Source organism: Flavobacterium pedocola (genome assembly GCF_053764385.1).
Genome location: NZ_JBSNCR010000005.1, coordinates 120,624 through 136,207, shown reverse-complemented (window position 1 = coordinate 136,207; position 15,584 = coordinate 120,624). Strand labels below are relative to the sequence as shown.

20 protein-coding genes are annotated in these 15,584 nt (G+C 38.6%); 4 read left to right on the top strand and 16 right to left on the bottom strand.

Going from position 1 to position 15,584, the window contains the following annotated elements; translation table 11 throughout:
- Positions 1-12: 12 nt before the first annotated feature.
- The 13 genes from ACWPKD_RS12945 to ACWPKD_RS12885 form a co-directional block, all read right to left on the bottom strand.
- Complete coding sequence (locus tag ACWPKD_RS12945; RefSeq protein ID WP_455413103.1) at positions 13-582, bottom strand: hypothetical protein; 570 nt, start codon at positions 580-582, stop codon at positions 13-15.
- A complete protein-coding gene (locus tag ACWPKD_RS12940; protein WP_455413102.1) occupies positions 569-1,063 on the bottom strand; it encodes an RNA polymerase sigma factor in 495 nt (164 codons plus the stop codon). The genes ACWPKD_RS12945 and ACWPKD_RS12940 overlap by 14 nt, the downstream gene beginning before the upstream one ends.
- A gap of 1 nt (position 1,064) precedes the next feature.
- Complete coding sequence (locus tag ACWPKD_RS12935; protein WP_455413101.1) at positions 1,065-1,901, bottom strand: alpha/beta fold hydrolase; 837 nt, start codon at positions 1,899-1,901, stop codon at positions 1,065-1,067.
- A gap of 135 nt (positions 1,902-2,036) precedes the next feature.
- On the bottom strand, positions 2,037-3,290 hold the full coding sequence (locus ACWPKD_RS12930) for a tetratricopeptide repeat protein (RefSeq protein ID WP_455413100.1): 1,254 nt from the start codon (positions 3,288-3,290) through the stop codon (positions 2,037-2,039).
- 1 nt (position 3,291) lies between these two features.
- A complete protein-coding gene (locus ACWPKD_RS12925; protein WP_455413099.1) occupies positions 3,292-4,614 on the bottom strand; it encodes an AAA family ATPase in 1,323 nt (440 codons plus the stop codon).
- A 69-nt stretch (positions 4,615-4,683) separates the two neighbouring features.
- On the bottom strand, positions 4,684-5,538 hold the full coding sequence (locus tag ACWPKD_RS12920; RefSeq protein ID WP_455413098.1) for a TerC family protein: 855 nt from the start codon (positions 5,536-5,538) through the stop codon (positions 4,684-4,686).
- A gap of 46 nt (positions 5,539-5,584) precedes the next feature.
- Positions 5,585-5,956 carry a DNA topoisomerase IV gene (locus ACWPKD_RS12915; RefSeq protein ID WP_455413097.1) on the bottom strand — a complete coding sequence of 124 codons (372 nt, stop codon included), beginning with the start codon at positions 5,954-5,956 and terminating at the stop codon, positions 5,585-5,587.
- The gene (locus ACWPKD_RS12910; RefSeq protein WP_455413096.1) at positions 5,953-6,528 is read right to left on the bottom strand and encodes a DUF1572 domain-containing protein; all 576 of its coding nucleotides are present in this window, start codon (positions 6,526-6,528) and stop codon (positions 5,953-5,955) included. The genes ACWPKD_RS12915 and ACWPKD_RS12910 overlap by 4 nt, the downstream gene beginning before the upstream one ends.
- Positions 6,512-6,700: a DUF6095 family protein gene (locus ACWPKD_RS12905; protein ID WP_455413177.1), complete on the bottom strand. Its 189-nt coding sequence runs from the start codon at positions 6,698-6,700 to the stop codon at positions 6,512-6,514. Before ACWPKD_RS12905 ends, ACWPKD_RS12910 begins: the two co-directional genes overlap by 17 nt.
- Positions 6,701-6,741: 41 nt before the next feature.
- Positions 6,742-7,209, bottom strand: a complete 468-nt coding sequence (locus ACWPKD_RS12900) for a hypothetical protein (RefSeq protein ID WP_455413095.1) — start codon at positions 7,207-7,209, stop codon at positions 6,742-6,744.
- A 5-nt stretch (positions 7,210-7,214) separates the two neighbouring features.
- Positions 7,215-8,030, bottom strand: a complete 816-nt coding sequence (murQ, locus tag ACWPKD_RS12895) for an N-acetylmuramic acid 6-phosphate etherase (RefSeq protein ID WP_455413094.1) — start codon at positions 8,028-8,030, stop codon at positions 7,215-7,217.
- Between the two features lie 273 nt (positions 8,031-8,303).
- Positions 8,304-8,999 (bottom strand): ZIP family metal transporter, encoded by a 696-nt coding sequence (locus ACWPKD_RS12890; protein WP_455413093.1) that lies wholly within the window; start codon positions 8,997-8,999, stop codon positions 8,304-8,306.
- Position 9,000: 1 nt separating this feature from the next.
- Positions 9,001-9,744 carry an SAM-dependent methyltransferase gene (locus ACWPKD_RS12885; protein WP_455413092.1) on the bottom strand — a complete coding sequence of 248 codons (744 nt, stop codon included), beginning with the start codon at positions 9,742-9,744 and terminating at the stop codon, positions 9,001-9,003.
- 119 nt (positions 9,745-9,863) lie between these two features.
- On the opposite strand from ACWPKD_RS12885, the gene ACWPKD_RS12880 reads away from it, so the two are divergent.
- Entirely contained in the window at positions 9,864-11,024 is a 1,161-nt protein-coding gene (locus ACWPKD_RS12880; RefSeq protein ID WP_455413091.1) for a THUMP domain-containing class I SAM-dependent RNA methyltransferase, read from the top strand.
- A 99-nt stretch (positions 11,025-11,123) separates the two neighbouring features.
- The gene (locus tag ACWPKD_RS12875; protein WP_455413090.1) at positions 11,124-11,357 is read left to right on the top strand and encodes a hypothetical protein; all 234 of its coding nucleotides are present in this window, start codon (positions 11,124-11,126) and stop codon (positions 11,355-11,357) included.
- Between the two features lie 34 nt (positions 11,358-11,391).
- Here the strand turns inward: ACWPKD_RS12875 and ACWPKD_RS12870 are convergent, their stop codons facing one another.
- Genes ACWPKD_RS12870 through rlmD form a run of 3 tightly spaced genes read right to left on the bottom strand, consistent with a single transcriptional unit; the run spans position 11,392 to position 14,072 of the window.
- Entirely contained in the window at positions 11,392-12,123 is a 732-nt protein-coding gene (locus ACWPKD_RS12870) for a DUF6048 family protein (protein ID WP_455413089.1), read from the bottom strand.
- On the bottom strand, positions 12,095-12,598 hold the full coding sequence (locus ACWPKD_RS12865; protein WP_455413088.1) for a DUF6452 family protein: 504 nt from the start codon (positions 12,596-12,598) through the stop codon (positions 12,095-12,097). Before ACWPKD_RS12865 ends, ACWPKD_RS12870 begins: the two co-directional genes overlap by 29 nt.
- A 58-nt stretch (positions 12,599-12,656) precedes the next feature.
- On the bottom strand, positions 12,657-14,072 hold the full coding sequence (gene rlmD, locus ACWPKD_RS12860) for a 23S rRNA (uracil(1939)-C(5))-methyltransferase RlmD (protein ID WP_455413087.1): 1,416 nt from the start codon (positions 14,070-14,072) through the stop codon (positions 12,657-12,659).
- Positions 14,073-14,236: 164 nt separating this feature from the next.
- Here rlmD and ACWPKD_RS12855 point away from each other — a divergent pair, with 164 nt between their 5' ends.
- Together ACWPKD_RS12855 and ACWPKD_RS12850 are read left to right on the top strand one after the other, a co-directional pair.
- Entirely contained in the window at positions 14,237-14,959 is a 723-nt protein-coding gene (locus ACWPKD_RS12855) for a hypothetical protein (protein ID WP_455413086.1), read from the top strand.
- Between the two features lie 70 nt (positions 14,960-15,029).
- Positions 15,030-15,575 (top strand): DUF1697 domain-containing protein, encoded by a 546-nt coding sequence (locus ACWPKD_RS12850; RefSeq protein WP_455413085.1) that lies wholly within the window; start codon positions 15,030-15,032, stop codon positions 15,573-15,575.
- The last annotated feature ends 9 nt before the right edge of the window (positions 15,576-15,584 follow it).

The window sequence follows — 15,584 nt, the reverse complement described above, 5'->3', positions numbered from 1 at the left end:
TGAGAGCTTTTTTTATTTCATGGTTTTTAAAAAATTCAGCAGTTTGATTTCTTTTAGGATGCGACTCATTATAAATAGTCCAAATCCAATGAAAAAGGCAAACCCGCTTATCACCACATATAAATAAAATCCCGACGACATATTTTCCTTAAAAACAGGCAATAAAATTGTAAAACCTATGAAATAAGTAATGTAAATAATTGGGGTTAGGATGAAATGAATTCTTTTGCGCCAATTGTAAAACTGTTGTAGCTGAGCAGCATACGTTAATAGGGTACTGTCAGGTTTAATATTTCTAAATTTTCGGATGCTCACTACTTCCAATGCAATTCTTGTTAACAGCATTAGCATCATGATTCCAAGTCCTAAGCTGAATGCATTAAACCTGTAGATACCAATCCAAACAAAATAGCCTACCAGTATCAGGAAAGTGATTGAAATAATGCCAATGGTCCAAACATGATTGCTGCGGATTTCATTTTGGTGCTGTTCTGCTTTTTTTACGTAATCAGAAGCAGATTGATCTGTGCTAGGATTAGACTGCTGATTCCAAACGTTTTGTAAATCTTCAAATGTTTTCATTTTGTACACATTGTGTTAAGTTCTTTTTAATCCGATGAATTCTCACTCGTAGCGTTTCCTCTGTAATACCGACAATTTCAGAAATCTCCTGATACTCAATTCCTTCTAAAATCATAAGAATAATCATTTTGCCGGTTTCATCAAGCTTTTGAATGCATTGATACATTTTTCTCAATTGTTCTTCCTTTTCGTCTATGTAAGGTTCTGATGCTGTTTGAGGTAAAACTTCAGAAGCTATTTCTTTTTTTGAGGATGATTTCCGCAAAAAGACAAGACAGGTATTTACGGCAATTCTGTATAGCCACGTGCTGATGTTGGATTCACTTCTGAATGCTTCCAGGTTTTCCCATACTTTAATGAAAATTTCCTGTGTTGCATCAGCGGCTAAGGCTTCATTTCCTGTAAAATAACCTTTGCAGAGCCTGAAAACCTTTGCATGATGGGAATCGTACAAACCGTTAAAGATTGCCTTTTTGTCCAATTTAGTTCATAATTTGTTTGACTTTGCTAAGATACCAATCCGGTTGGTCGAACATGATAAAATGGGCAGAATTTTCTGCGTAATGAATGGTTGCCGAAGGTAAATTCTGGTACTGTTCTTTGTATGTTTTCTGAACGGTTTCAAGGTTAGGTTGAGAAGCGGCTAATATGACTACCGGGATTTTAATTTTAGCGATTTCTTTTCGTAAATCCAGATTAAGCAAATCAACATAACCATAAACATAAGTTTTTCGGTCGGCCCTATTCATCCATTGGTTGATTACCTGCTGTTTCTCTTTGTTCAGGCACATAAATGCAGTAGATTGTGAATTCATCGCCTCAAAAGCTTTCTGTTCCATCTGAAGCAACATTTTGCTTTGTGGATTGTCGTAAGGGATTACCTGACCCTTGTAATTAGGAATCATAAGCGATGCAGCACAAGGAATAGCATCCACGGCAATTATTTTACTGAACAGATTCGGTTCTTCAGATGCCAGCCACAAACTTAAAGTACCGCCAAGACTATGGCCAATAAGCGTTGTGTTCTTTAATTTTTTTGTTTTTACGTAGGTGATTATTTCCTCTTTTATTTGTGAGAGCCAAGGAGTTTCTATAGCTGGTACATCTCCAAATCCTGCAAAAGTAAAGATGTGGCATTCATTGGTTTTGGAGAGTTCTGCAACAGTTTCATTCCAGACGTCTCCGGTACATCCAAAGCCCGGAAATAATAGCACAGGATTTCCTTTTCCTTTGACGTCAACTTTAAAAGCGGATTGGGAATAAGAAGTTTTAAAAATAAACAATGTCAAAAACAGAAATAATAAAGATGTAGTTTTCATGATGATGGTTTTAAAATTTTACTTTTGATTCATCACCATCGAATATGTTACATCCAAAAAACGAATTTTTTTGAAAATATTTTTTAAACAGTTGATTTATAAACAAAAAAGCTCTCAGAAATGAGAGCTTTTTGTTTAAATATTATTCTTGCTGATGGTCAAATAATTCGCTAACCATTGGTAAGCCAAGAATCCAAAGAGGAAAATAGTTGTAAAAATATTAAATGCCACATTCAGAGAAAAAGCGGTATAAATAGCCAGCAATCCTACGAGACCTAAAGCGATTGTTATATATAACGGCAGATTCTTGATTCTTGAGGCTGTAAACATAGTGCTGAAAGGAATCATCATTAAAAACCCAAAACCGGTAAGAACAATAAAGTTTTCATTTCCCGTAATAAAATAGGTCAGTAGTCCGGCAAGAAAAACAATCAGGCTGATTCCGACAAAATTGGAACTTTTAATTTCTTCTTTGTCAAGGAGATATTTTCCGTAGGGATTCAATCGGAACAACAAATTACTGATTGGATGGATAATCCAGGTTGAAAAAGCAAAAATTGCCAAAAGAATAACAACAGGCGTCAGGTAAGGCCTAAGCGTCTCATTGTTGTTTGCTAGCGTTCTCAGAAACCTTGATAAAATATAAAACCCGATGATGAATGCCCATTGGTTCTTTTTGGTAAGGTTTTGCATGAAAAAGGCATATTTTAAATAAGCACGATAGATAAAATTATCTGCTTTTAATGCCTGAACCATTCCTGCCTGTGCATATTCATTTGAAGGATTATTTTTTAAAGATTCCCTGAAATGCTCCAAAGCCTTTTTATGATTCCCTTTTTCCAGCAAACCCCAGCCGTAATTGGAATGGGTAAAAGAATTTTCTGGATTTTCACGTAATGCGCCTTCGATTGCGGTAAACGATTCTTCTTTTCTGCCTAATTTAAGCAAAGCGGTACTTCTGGTGTTTAAGGCAAGCAGGTCTTCGGGATCAAGTTCAAGGGATTCGTTTGCTAAATCCAAAGCAAGCTGGTACTCTTTTTTAAAGAGTTTAAACTGAGCAAGTTTCGCTTTGTATCCGGCTACTTCAGGGTTCATCGCAATGGCAGTGCGCAATAAATCCTCGACAGTGTCATATTTTTCGGCCGCAAGATTAATGCAGGCTTTATAAAAATAGTAGAAATCAATGTCCGGCGACAGTGCAATCGACTTGTCTATCAAAGTTCCGGCTTCCTCAAATTTATCCTGTTGGAATTTGATACTGGAAAGTAAATAGTAGAGAAAAGAATTGTCCGCATCTTCAATCAGGAGCTGACTGATTTCATTTTGTGCCAGATCGAAGCGCTCATGCTGGATCAATAACTGTATTCTTTCAATATGTTCGTCAAACATCTTATTTCTTTATTTTAAGGTAAGTAAGGATTTCGTCATACAAACCGGTTTCGTTGGCATATAACGCATAATTTTTCGCAGTGTTGAACCATTCCTGGGTACTCGGCCTGTGTTTTTTAGTGGCATTGAGTAAATCCTTTGTGGTTAAAGGTTTTGGAATTCCGTCGGTGAAGGCTTCTTCCAGTTTTGCTTCAATGGCGATGTCTATGATGGCCTCGATGTCCGCTCCGGAATAATTGTCCAGTTTTTTAGCCAGTTGGATATAATCGATACTGTCCGTTGGTTTTTGTTCCAGTTTTATTTTAAGAATGGTTTCTTTAGCTTTTTCATCGGGTGGTGGAATGAAGATAATGCGGTCGAATCTTCCCGGTCTTCTGAAAGCCGTATCTAAATTCCAGGGAGTATTTGTCGCGCCTAAAACCAAGATGCCATCATTATTACTGTTAATTCCGTCTAATTCCAGTAAGAACTGATTGATCAGATGTCTTGAAGATGATTGCTTCATGTCACTTCTGCTGGCTCCTAAAGCATCGATTTCATCGAAAAATAAAACGCAGGGTTTGTTTTCACGGGCCAATTCAAAAATCTTATGGAGATTCTTTTCGCTGTTGCCAATCCACATGTCAAGGATGTCATTCAACCCCACACTGAAGAATTTAGACTGTATTTGTCCGGCGGTAGCTTTTGCAATGAATGTTTTTCCACAACCCGGTGGGCCGTAAAGTAAGATGCCGCCTCCGATTTTTTTTCCATATGATTTGTATAAATCCTCGTGAACCAAAGGCTTGATGATTTTTAAATCGATTTCCTTTTTTATTTGTTCCATCCCCCCGACATCGTTGAAGTTGATTTCGGTAATCTGAAGAAAATGATTTTTAATAGCGTCATTATTTTCATCCTCCTCTTCGTCCTCTTCTTCAAAATTGAAGTTTGAAACCCTTAAACGGCTATCCAGTTCATCGTCCTTAAACTGTGGATTTATATTTAATGCTTTTTGGTAGGCTTCCTGTGCTTTACCAATAGCATTTTCAACGAGTAGATTCCTTGCATATAATATCAGTGCGTCGAAATTATCTTCGTAGTCTAAAATGTCCTCCAGAATCACTATGGATTTTGAGAATTCCCTTTTAGCAAAATACACTTTCGCCAATCCAAACTTATGAGCTCCGGTATTGGCTAATCGGATCAGTTCAATATATTGGTTTTCAGATTCGTCATAACGTTTGGCTTTAAAAAGTACATCGGCCAAATGCGAACGAAGCGGAATGTTATCCGGGGAAAATTTTAAAGCTTCCAGCAAGCTGTTGATGGTTATATCATCCATTTTTCAATTGTATTTCAGTGGGCAAGATAGTAAAAAAGCTCTCAGGGATGAGAGCTTTTTTGGTATGTGTTAATCGGTAAGGTCTGTATCTTTCAGTTTTTCGTCAATGATTTTATTATTGTGTAACTGAACAGGATTTTTGCTTTTCTTCATGCGTAAGTTCAGGAACTCGACAAACAGCGAGAAGAAAATCGCAAAGTATAAATATCCTTTAGGGATGCTGTGTACTTCAGTGCCTCCGAAGAATTTTAACTCCGCCAAATGCGAACCTTCTGCCAACAACATCACACCGATTAAGATTAAGAACGAAAGTCCTAATATCTGGATGGTTGGGTGTTCGTTAACGAATTTCGAAACCGGTCCGGCAAAAATCAGCATGATTACAATCGAAATGACGATAGCGCCTACCATGATTTCCAAGGCTCCTGCAGGTCCAAAACCAACCGGTGGTTCTGAAGCACTTACAAGTCCAACAGCAGTTAAGATACTGTCGAAGGAGAAAACGATGTTCAATAAAGCGATCTGGATGATAGCACCTGATAACGAACCGCTTGCTTTTCCAGTAGTACCTTCTTCTTCACCTTCTAATTTGTGGTGGATTTCAGAAACTGATTTATAAAGTAAAAATAATCCCCCGCCAAAAACAATTAAACTCTGGCCTGAAATTCCTCCGGAAACAAAGCCCCAGTCAAAATCAAAAAATGAATTCTTTAAACTCATTACCCAGGTGATACCGAATAAAAGGATAATCCTGAAGGCCATCGCCAATAAAAGTCCTATTCTTCTTGCTTTCGGTTGATCTTCCGCACGCAATTTTCCGGATACAATCGATAAGAAAACAATGTTATCGATACCTAAAATAATTTCTAAAAAGGTTAAGGTTAATAATGCAATCCAAGCATCTGGGTTTACTAAAATTTCCATTTAAATAGTTATGATTTTGAGTTTAAATACAGCTGTTAAACGTATGTTATTCGATTTTTGTTACAGTTCCGCGTTGTTTTTTTCCTTCGCCCACAAAAGCATATTCAAAAACATAACCTTTCTTGTTGGTAGTCAGGATTTTCATGGCGATTGCTTTTTTTTCGGTCATGGTTTTCGGATGCAGTTTCTGCAATACGAATTCACAATCGTTCACCCAACGCACGGAAGCCGTATCGGTTTTTCCGTTAAAGGTTTCAATCTGAAGGTTTTCTGTACGTTCAAAAACAGATTTTTTTTGTTGCCCGTTAATTTCCTGGACAAATTCAAATTTTCCGGTTTTAAAATCTTTACAGTTGCGCTCCTGGTTGTAGCAGGAAGTCATCAGAGCTGATAAAGCAAGTAGTGCGACTAGTTTCATTTTAGTTTGTTTAGTTCGTCGTCTGTAAAATGTTTGGTGCTTTTTTCTTTAGAAAATTTATCGGTATTGTAATCGCCGGATTTGTTTTTTGGGATGGATAAGCTCGTCCATTCCGTTTGTTTGATCATTTTGGCGTAAAATACAATTTGGCCGATATGATAAGGATAATGTGCCAGTTGTCGGTTAATCGCATCTAAAACCGAATGGCCTTCATTTCGGATATAAACGATTTGTGAAAGTTGTTCCGGTGTTAAAGAATTTAGTGCTGAAAACAGACAATCCCAACCTTTTTCCCACAACTGCATCAGTTCTTCTTTGCTGCTGATGTTTTCTTCAAATTCCCCGTCCCGGTTGCGCCATTCTTTTTCCCCGTCGGAAGTTAAGAAATCCGTCCAGCGCGAGAGCATATTGCCCGATAAATGCTGAACGATTACAGCAATCGAATTGGTATCTTCGTTTGCAGCAAAAAAAAGTTGCTCCGGTTCTAACTGGTCCATGGCTTTTTCCCCAATGGTTTTGTAATAGAGGAACAGCCTTTTTATACTTTCCAGATAATTATTGTTTATCGCCATCGAATAAGCTTTTCATTATAGTTTGAATACCTCTGAACAATAAGAAAATTGATAACAGGCAAAAAATAATGCCCAAACCCAGAACAGGAATGTAAAATGGGTGGTTCTGATTTTTGAACGAACTGTGGACAATACTCGGGCCGATAAACATAAGGGGTAAGGCAAAAGCCATATAACGTACGCCTTTGACCAGAATTTTTTTGTCAGTAGCCATTAGAATGCAATTTGGATTCCGTAACCGTAACGGTTAGCGATAATGTTTAAATCAACCTTTGGTTTGTCGTTGAAACCAAGTGTGTTTTCAACGCCTTTGTTGTATAAATCGATTCCTTCTTTCATCTTTTTGTTTTTCCCGGACATAACAGGAATGGAAGTAATCACCGAAGCCGCTCCGATATAGGTCATCGCGGAAGGGTATTCCACATCGGAAACCAATCCTGCCACTAAATCACCAACAATCATGGCGCTTCCGAAACCAATCAGGAATCCACCAATGGATTCTTTACTTTTTCCTGCTTTGAAAAGATTTAAAGCCTTAGGATTTGTTGCCAATAGCTGTTTGGTTTCACGAGTGGAAATCTGATCGCCTTTTACAAAAAACTTTCCTTTTTCCATTCGGATCTGCTGTGAAAACGCTGTAACTGCAAACAGTATACAGATTAGGGTGAAAATGTTCTTCATACTTTTTATTTGTTGTTATAATTGTCAACTGCTTTTCTCACACTGCCGTGTTTTTCCAATAATGCTTTGGCTTCTTCATACGAAACCGGGATTTCCCCCATAATCATGCGGACACCGCGGTCAATCAATTTGGTATTGCTCAATTGCATATCGACCATTTTATTGCCTTTTACTCGGCCAAGCTGAATCATGGTTGCCGTGGAAATCATGTTCAGGACCAATTTTTGTGCTGTTCCGGCTTTCATTCTTGAACTTCCGGTTACGAATTCCGGCCCAACAACCACATCGATAGGGAATTGCGCGGTTTGTGATAAAGGGCTTCCGGCATTGCAGGAAATACTGCCGGTTGTGATATTGTTTTCATTGCATTTTGACAAGCCACCAATTACATATGGCGTTGTTCCTGAAGCGGCAATACCGATAACAACATCTTTCTCATTGATGTTCCATTCGGATAAATCTTTCCAGGCCTGTGCCGCGTCGTCCTCGGCAAATTCCACTGCTTTTCGGATAGCGGTATCACCACCGGCAATCAATCCGATTACCAAATCGAACGGAACCCCGAAAGTAGGAGGACATTCCGAAGCATCTACAATTCCCAGTCTTCCGGAAGTTCCTGCACCGATGTAAAATAAGCGTCCGCCGTCTTTCATTTTTTCCACTACTTTGGCAACCAGTGTTTCAATTTGTGGCAAAGCTTTTTCTACGGCAAGCGGAACAGTTTTGTCTTCGTTGTTGATGTTGGTCAGCAAATCGTGAACCGACATTTTTTCCAGATGTTCGTATTTTGAGGATTGTTCGGTGGTTTTGGTAAATGACATATTTTTTAAGTTACTGAGTAGTAAAGTTGCTAAGTTACAAAGTTTTGTCAGGAATTACTATTCTAAATTTTACTGTAAAATTAATGTTGAAATTACAGGCCGCGTGAGGGATTACTTCACGGTGCTTTTGTTTTTTTATGTGTTCAGTGAACTACGTTTGAAGTGAAAATCCTTTTTTGTTAAGACAAATTTGTTTTCTAAGCTAAACGTTTTGCAAAAAAGATTGCAGCGGATAGCCCGGTCTCGTTTTTTTTAACGGGATCACGCCCAAAATCACATAAAATAAGCCAGCACAATTCCCAATATTATTGCCGATAGTTTCGCCATATTGAACTTATGTCCTTCACTGGTTTCAAAGATAATGGTCGAGGAAATGTGGAACAGTATCCCGATTACAAAAGCAGTTATTTCTGCTCTTACATTTTGTAAAAGGCTGCTGTATTCTGAGAAAAAGGTCCCTAACGGCGTCATTACGGCAAAGGTTATCATAAACAGTAGTATCGATGCTTTGCTTAAATGGGATTGCGCAAAAAAGGTCGTTAAGATAATGGCGATCGGGAAATGATGTATTGAAATCCCCCAGGCCAAATCGTTGTTATGACTTACCGGCATCCCTTCCAAAAAAGCATGTAAACACAAACTGATAAACAAGGCCCACGGAATATGGTGCATGGTGTCGTGTCCGTGAACATGACCGTGTTCTGCGCCTTGTGAAAAATATTCCAGGATGATCTGGAAAACGATTCCCACCATGATAAAAATACCTACATGATTTTTATGACCATGAACATCAAAAGAAAGTCCGGACGAATTGTAGACTTCCGGCAACAGATGTGATATCGTCATGGCCAGTAAAAAAGAACCGCTGAAGGCCAGTAAAACCTTTATGTTCTTTTTGCTTTTCGGTCTGAAAAACGTTGCAATCAGATAACCTAAAATTACCGAAAGTAAGGGCAGCAGGTAAATCATATTATTTGAAAATCATGATTAGACGTTCTGAATCGTTTTTGAAAAACTTACGCAATTTATAATCACCGAAAACATCCAAAAGGAAAATTCCGGCTTCCTCCATCATCTGTTCAAAATCGTCTAAAGTTAAGGCTTTTACTTTTTCCGTGAAATGAAATTTTTGTCCATTATCTTCAAAATCGATTTCTTTGAAAATATGATTGTCTTTTACATAGCGTTTGATATGGAAATCAATGCCTTCCACGGTTTTAACTTCCTGCGGAACCAGATTGTTGATGATGTAATTCACGTTCATAAAATCGATTACCGCAAAACCGTATTCCGTAAGGCTGTCCTGTATTGCTTTTAATGTGGTCAGATTATCGTCGTCGCTTTCAAAATAGCCAAAACTTGTGAAAAGATTAAAAACAGCATCAAACTTTTCTTCAAACGGTTCACGCATGTCGTGTACTTTGAAATGCAGTTTTTCATTAGCAAATTCAGAAGCGGCCGCGATACTGTTTTCAGATAAATCGGCACCGGTTACATCATAGCCCAATTGGTTCAGATATACGGAATGGCGCCCTTTTCCACAGGCTAAGTCCAGGATTTTGGCATCTTCGGGTAAATTCAGGTAATGGGTAAGGTTGTCCATGAAGTGTTGCGCTTCGGCATAATCACGGTCTTTGTATAAAATATGATAGTAAGGAGTGTCGAACCAAGAGGCAAACCAGTTTTCGGTGGATGGTTTTTGTATATCTGACATGTATTCTTTTGTTGGAGGATAATTAATCTTGCAAATTTAACGTATTTTTGCGGACTAATTCCATAGTTGTGTTGTAAGATGCGTTGGAATTTGGAATTTAATTTTTGGAATTTCAATCGATGGAGAATTTTAAAATGATTGCCAAAACCTTATTTGGCTTCGAAGAAATATTAGCAAAAGAATTGCAGCAATTAGGGGCTCAAGACGTAGAAACAGGAACCAGAATGGTGAGTTTTGTGGGTGATAAAGGTTTTATGTACAAAGCAAACCTGTCTTTGCGTACAGCACTGAAAATCTTAAAACCGATTTACCATTTCCGCGCGTTTAACGAGCAAAGTCTGTACCGTGGTATCCAGGGAATTGACTGGTCAAAGTATTTGTCGGCACATCAGGCTTTTGTGGTGGATGTCACTTTACATTCGGAACATTTTAACCATTCGCAGTTTGTCGCTTTAAAAACTAAGGATGCGATTGTGGATCAGTTCCGTGATAAATTCGGTAAACGTCCGAACATTGATAAAGATTTCCCGGATTTGCGTATCAACGTGCATATCGACCGTGACCAGTGTTCGGTTTCTTTGGACAGTTCCGGTGATTCGTTGCACCACAGAGGTTACAAAACGGCTACTAATATTGCACCGATTAACGAAGTTTTAGCGGCAGGAATGCTCTTGCTTTCCGGTTGGGACGGACAAGGTGATTTTATCGATCCGATGTGTGGTTCCGGTACTATTTTAGCAGAAGCAGCGATGATTGCCTGTAATATTCCGGCGAACATCAACAGAAAGGAATTTGCCTTTGAGCGTTGGAACGATTGGGACAATGCGCTTTTCGATCAGATCATGGATTCACTGATGAAGAAAGTAAAAGAGTTTCATTATACGATTACAGGATATGACAAAGCACCATCAGCTGTGATGAAAGCTAAAGACAACATCCGAAACGCAAATCTTGATGAATACGTAAAAATCTCCGAGCGTAATTTCTTCGATACTGAAAAAGAAACCCGCGGACCATTGCACATGGTGTTCAACCCCCCTTACGGAGAACGTCTGGATATCGACATGGAACGTTTTTACAGGGAAATAGGGGATACGTTGAAGCAGAGTTATCCGGGAACCAATGCCTGGTTTATCACGGCCAACCTGGAAGCGCTTAAATTCGTAGGTTTAAAACCGTCAAGGAAAATAAAATTATTCAACGGGAAACTGGAATCCCGTTTGGTAAAATACGAAATGTACGAAGGAAGTAAACGTACGAAATTCCAAAATAAAGAGTAAAGAGACAAGAATCAAGAGGCAAGAGTGGTGATTTTAAATCTGAGGCTTTTACTTCGTACTTCGTAATTTGTAATTCGTAATTTGTAATTTTAAAAAGATATGTCAAAAAAAACAAAAGCATTTCTATATAACTTTTTAGGGTTTGCACCCTTGTTCATTCTAGTCAGAATTGTAGCAGGTTATACCACTAACTTAACCGGTTTCTGGCTTCCTTTAACGGCGGCTGTGGCTGCGTCAATATTGGCTCCGAAGTTTCAGGCCATCAATACGAACGAAGGGGAAAAGATTTTTATGAAGTGGCTCTTTATGAAAGGTGTTAAAGAAGTGAAATAAAACAAAAAATCCCAACTTTACGGTTGGGATTTTTTTATTTCTTGCTTTTATAAAACGGTATAAAGTAACTAAGTGTGTAGTTGAAGCCAACCCCGAATTTCCCTTCGTAAGTTCGGTTAAAACCAGGGATGAACAGATTGTCGAAGTTATCCGGTTTTTTGTTTGATACCAGATAATTCACACGGGCTGAGAAGCCTAAGTAAAGATTATCAAAAAGCTCTGCTTTTACACCGCCCACAATTTCAATCCAGCTAGCATTTAATCCGTCGTATTTTTTATTTGGGTAATACGTTGTTTGACCGAAATAAGGTTCAGTATTGTATATTGTATAACTGTTGAGTTCCTGTGAAAAAGAACTTACTCCATAACGTACACCGGCATAAATCATGTTTTCCATATCCAGCCAGTTCTGGTAGGCATTGTAATCGAAACCAACTTTGAAATAACTTCCGTTTGTGGTGAAGTTTAATTGTTCTTCGTCAACGGTTTTCTTTTCGTTTCCTAATTCCCCGGCTATGTAGATTTTTTTGGTCAGTCGATAATCCCCGACGATTTCAAATCCTCTGTAATCTTTGTCGTAAACTGATTTTGCCAAACGGTGCAAATCCGCGCCAACCCGGATTCCGTAACGCTCTGTTTTTCCGGATGCAACAGTGTCTTTTGCTTTTTGCTTCGCCTGTTCGCTTACGCTCGAGTCCTGTGCCGATGTTGATAATGAAACCAACAGTAAAGCTATATTAAAAATAGATTTTAATGTGTGTTTCATTTTCGTTTTGAATATTTGATTGCGTTATCGTTCTTGATTGTATCCACATACCGGCATCACCATCAGTTAAAGTCGGGCTGTCGGCATTCAGCTGAAAAACGGTTTTAAATCCGCAGGCTCTTGAAATGTAAACATCTTCCCGTGCATAATTAAAAGTCAGTACGTCGATATTGTCATTGGTATTATCTGTATCGGAACCGTTTCTGATGAACTGAAGTGTGGTTTCATCGGCATTGACCTTCAAAGGCACTTTTATTTTAGTTCCCCCTGCTAAATCAATATAAGTAGAAAGTGCGGGATCTTTTATCCTAAGGTTTGAAATCAATTTAAATGATGTTGGATTGGCCGCGTCATAAAATTCTATGACCACATTCGGAGTGGTTGGCGTTCCTTCCGCACAGATATCATCTTTCTCGCAACTCCAAAAGGAATTGGCAAGAAGAATCGATAAGGCAACTATTTTTAGTTTTTTCATAGTATATTTAGAATCAATGTACTAATCAATATTTTTAACGGATTACTGAGACTGCAAACTAATTTCTTTTCTCTAAAAGTACAACATTTTCCACATGGTGCGTTTGCGGGAACATATCCACCGGGCGCACTCGGGTTACCTTGTACATTTCGTCCATCAACGCCAAATCACGGGCCTGTGTTGCGGAGTTACAGCTTACGTAAACCACTTTTTCAGGAGCGATTTTCAGAATCTGTCCTACAACATCAGCATGCATTCCGTCACGTGGTGGATCGGTAATAATCACATCCGGATGACCGTGGGTTTTGATGAAGTCATCGTTGAATACATTTTTCATGTCTCCTACGAAAAACTCACAATTGGTGATGTTATTGCGTTTTGCGTTTTCTTTTGCATCGGCTATGGCTTCCGGTACAGCTTCCACACCGATTACTTTTTTCGCTTTTTTGGAAACGAATTGTGCAATGGTTCCGGTTCCGGTATATAAATCGTATACCAGTTCATTTCCGGTCAAACCTGCAAATTCTCTTGTAATCGAATACAATTCATATGCCTGTGCGGAATTCGTCTGGTAGAACGATTTTGCATTGATGCTGAAATTCAAACCTTCCATTTCTTCCAGAATATACTCTCTTCCTTTGAAAAGAATGATGTCCTGATCGTAAATAGTATCGTTGGCTTTCTGGTTGATCACATATTGTAACGAGGTGATTTCCGGGAAACGTTCCGCTAAGAAATTCATCATCAGGTCGATGCCTTTTTTGTCCTTGTCGTAGAACTGGATCAATACCATGATTTCGCCGGTTGAAGCAGTACGGATCATTAGTGTACGCAACAAACCGTGATTTTCTCTCGGATTAAAGAACGTTAAACCGTTTTCATTGGCAAATCGTCTGATTTCATTACGGATATCGTTTGAAGGATCCTGCTGTAAATGACATTTTTTGATGTCCAGGATTTTGTCCCACATTTTCGGGATATGGAAACCGACAGCGTTTTTGTTGTCCAATTCCACTTCAGAATCGATTTCCTCTTGTGTCATCCAACGCGAAGACGAGAAGCCGAATTCCATTTTATTTCTATAGAAGAATTGCTCTTTAGATCCCAAGATGGGTTCAAAATCAGGTAATTCCACTTTACCGATTCTTTTCAGATGATTGAAAACCTCCTGATTTTTATAGAACAATTGCTGTTCGTACTTCATGTTTTGCCATTTGCATCCGCCACAAACCCCGAAATGTTCACAGATCGGTTCAATGCGATGCTCGGAAAACTCGTGGAAATTCACGGCTTTTCCTTCGTAATAGGCTTTGCGTTTTTTGAAGGTTTGCACATCCACCACGTCGCCCGGCACAACATTCGGAATAAAAATTACTTTACCATCCGGAGCTTTGGCTACCGAAACGCCTTTTGCACCTGCATCAAGGACTTTTACGTTTTCGAATACGATTTTGTCTGTTTTTTTTCTTCCCATGCGGCAAAAATAAGGATTGTATTTTGAAACCCGTTAACTTAATAGTATGAATAAAGTACAAAGTGAGCTTATGTATTGAAAATCAGTTATTTAATTAACAAAATATTAATAGTAAATGGTGTAGGGATTGAGTAACTTAGGAGAAGCAATAAACAATGGGTGTGATGAGTCGTATAGTTATAGTTTTTTCGCTTTTTCTTTTTACGCTGAATCTTTTCGGACAGACTACTCTGAAAGGTGTTGTGGTGAGTGATAATTCCCCTTTGGCTCATGTTGAAGTGGTAAATGTGACCAAGCGTATTTCCAAAACAACAGATGATAAAGGAAGATTTTCAATTGAAGCTTCCGTCTACGATGAACTTCTTTTTGCGGCAAAGAATTATAATGAGCGAAGAGTGAAAGTCAACCGCAGGCATTTTTCTTCCGAAGCCGTGTTTGAACTTGAAAAAAAAACCATTGAATTAAAAGAAGTCGAAATTGCCAAAGCTGAAAAAATTCAGGTAGAGGCAACTTATGAGGCTACCAAAATGGCCCAGTTGGAAAAACAGCAGGCACAACCTAAAGTAATTGGGGTTTACACCGGAGAAATAGAAATGGGAACTGATTTCGTCGAAATTGGTGTTAAAGTAATTAAGTTTCTGGACAGGCAATTAGCGCCCAAAAAAGATTCAGGTGTTGCTAAGAAAACAGTGAGTTTTAAACAATATGTGCGACGGGAATTTTCAAATGAATTCTTTACCTCTAAGCTGGATCTGAAGGAAAGTGAAATCGATCCTTTTATAACTTTTTGTGAAAATGATTTGAAATCAAGGGATATTATCCAACAAAACGGTGTGCTGGACGTACTTCAGTTTTTGATTGAGAAACGAAGCGATTTTAAAAATTGAGGCAAACTGAAAATATAGTTGCAAAAACACCTTCAAATTTCGTACTTCGTAGTTCAAATTCAGAACTATTATGAATCGTCATTTAGCACTTCTTCGCGGGATCAATGTTTCCGGTCACAACATGATTAAAATGGAAGAACTCCGTGTCTTACTCGAGCGCATGGGATTTCAAAATGTCCGTACATATATCCAATCCGGCAATGTGTTTGTGGATTCCGATGAAGAACACGGGGCTACGGTCGGATTTAAAATCAAGCAGGAAATTTTTAAGGAATGGGGCTACGATGTCCCGATTATCGTTATCACTAAAGAGGATCTAGAAGCCTGTCTTAAAAATACACCTTATCTGAAGGAGAAAGACGTCGATACCAAAAAACTCTATTTCACATTCATCTCCAAAGAACTGAACGATAACGCTATTCACGATTTGAAAATGAGTCAGGTGAAACCCGACGAAGCCGTAATCGACAAAAACCGTATTTACATCAAATATGATGTCGGGGCAGGGAAGACGCGTTTCGATCAGAAATACATCGAGAAAAAGCTTAACGTAACGGCAACGATGCGTAATCTGAATACCGTTACGAAGCTATTGGAAATGTATGATGAATTATGAGCTATAAAT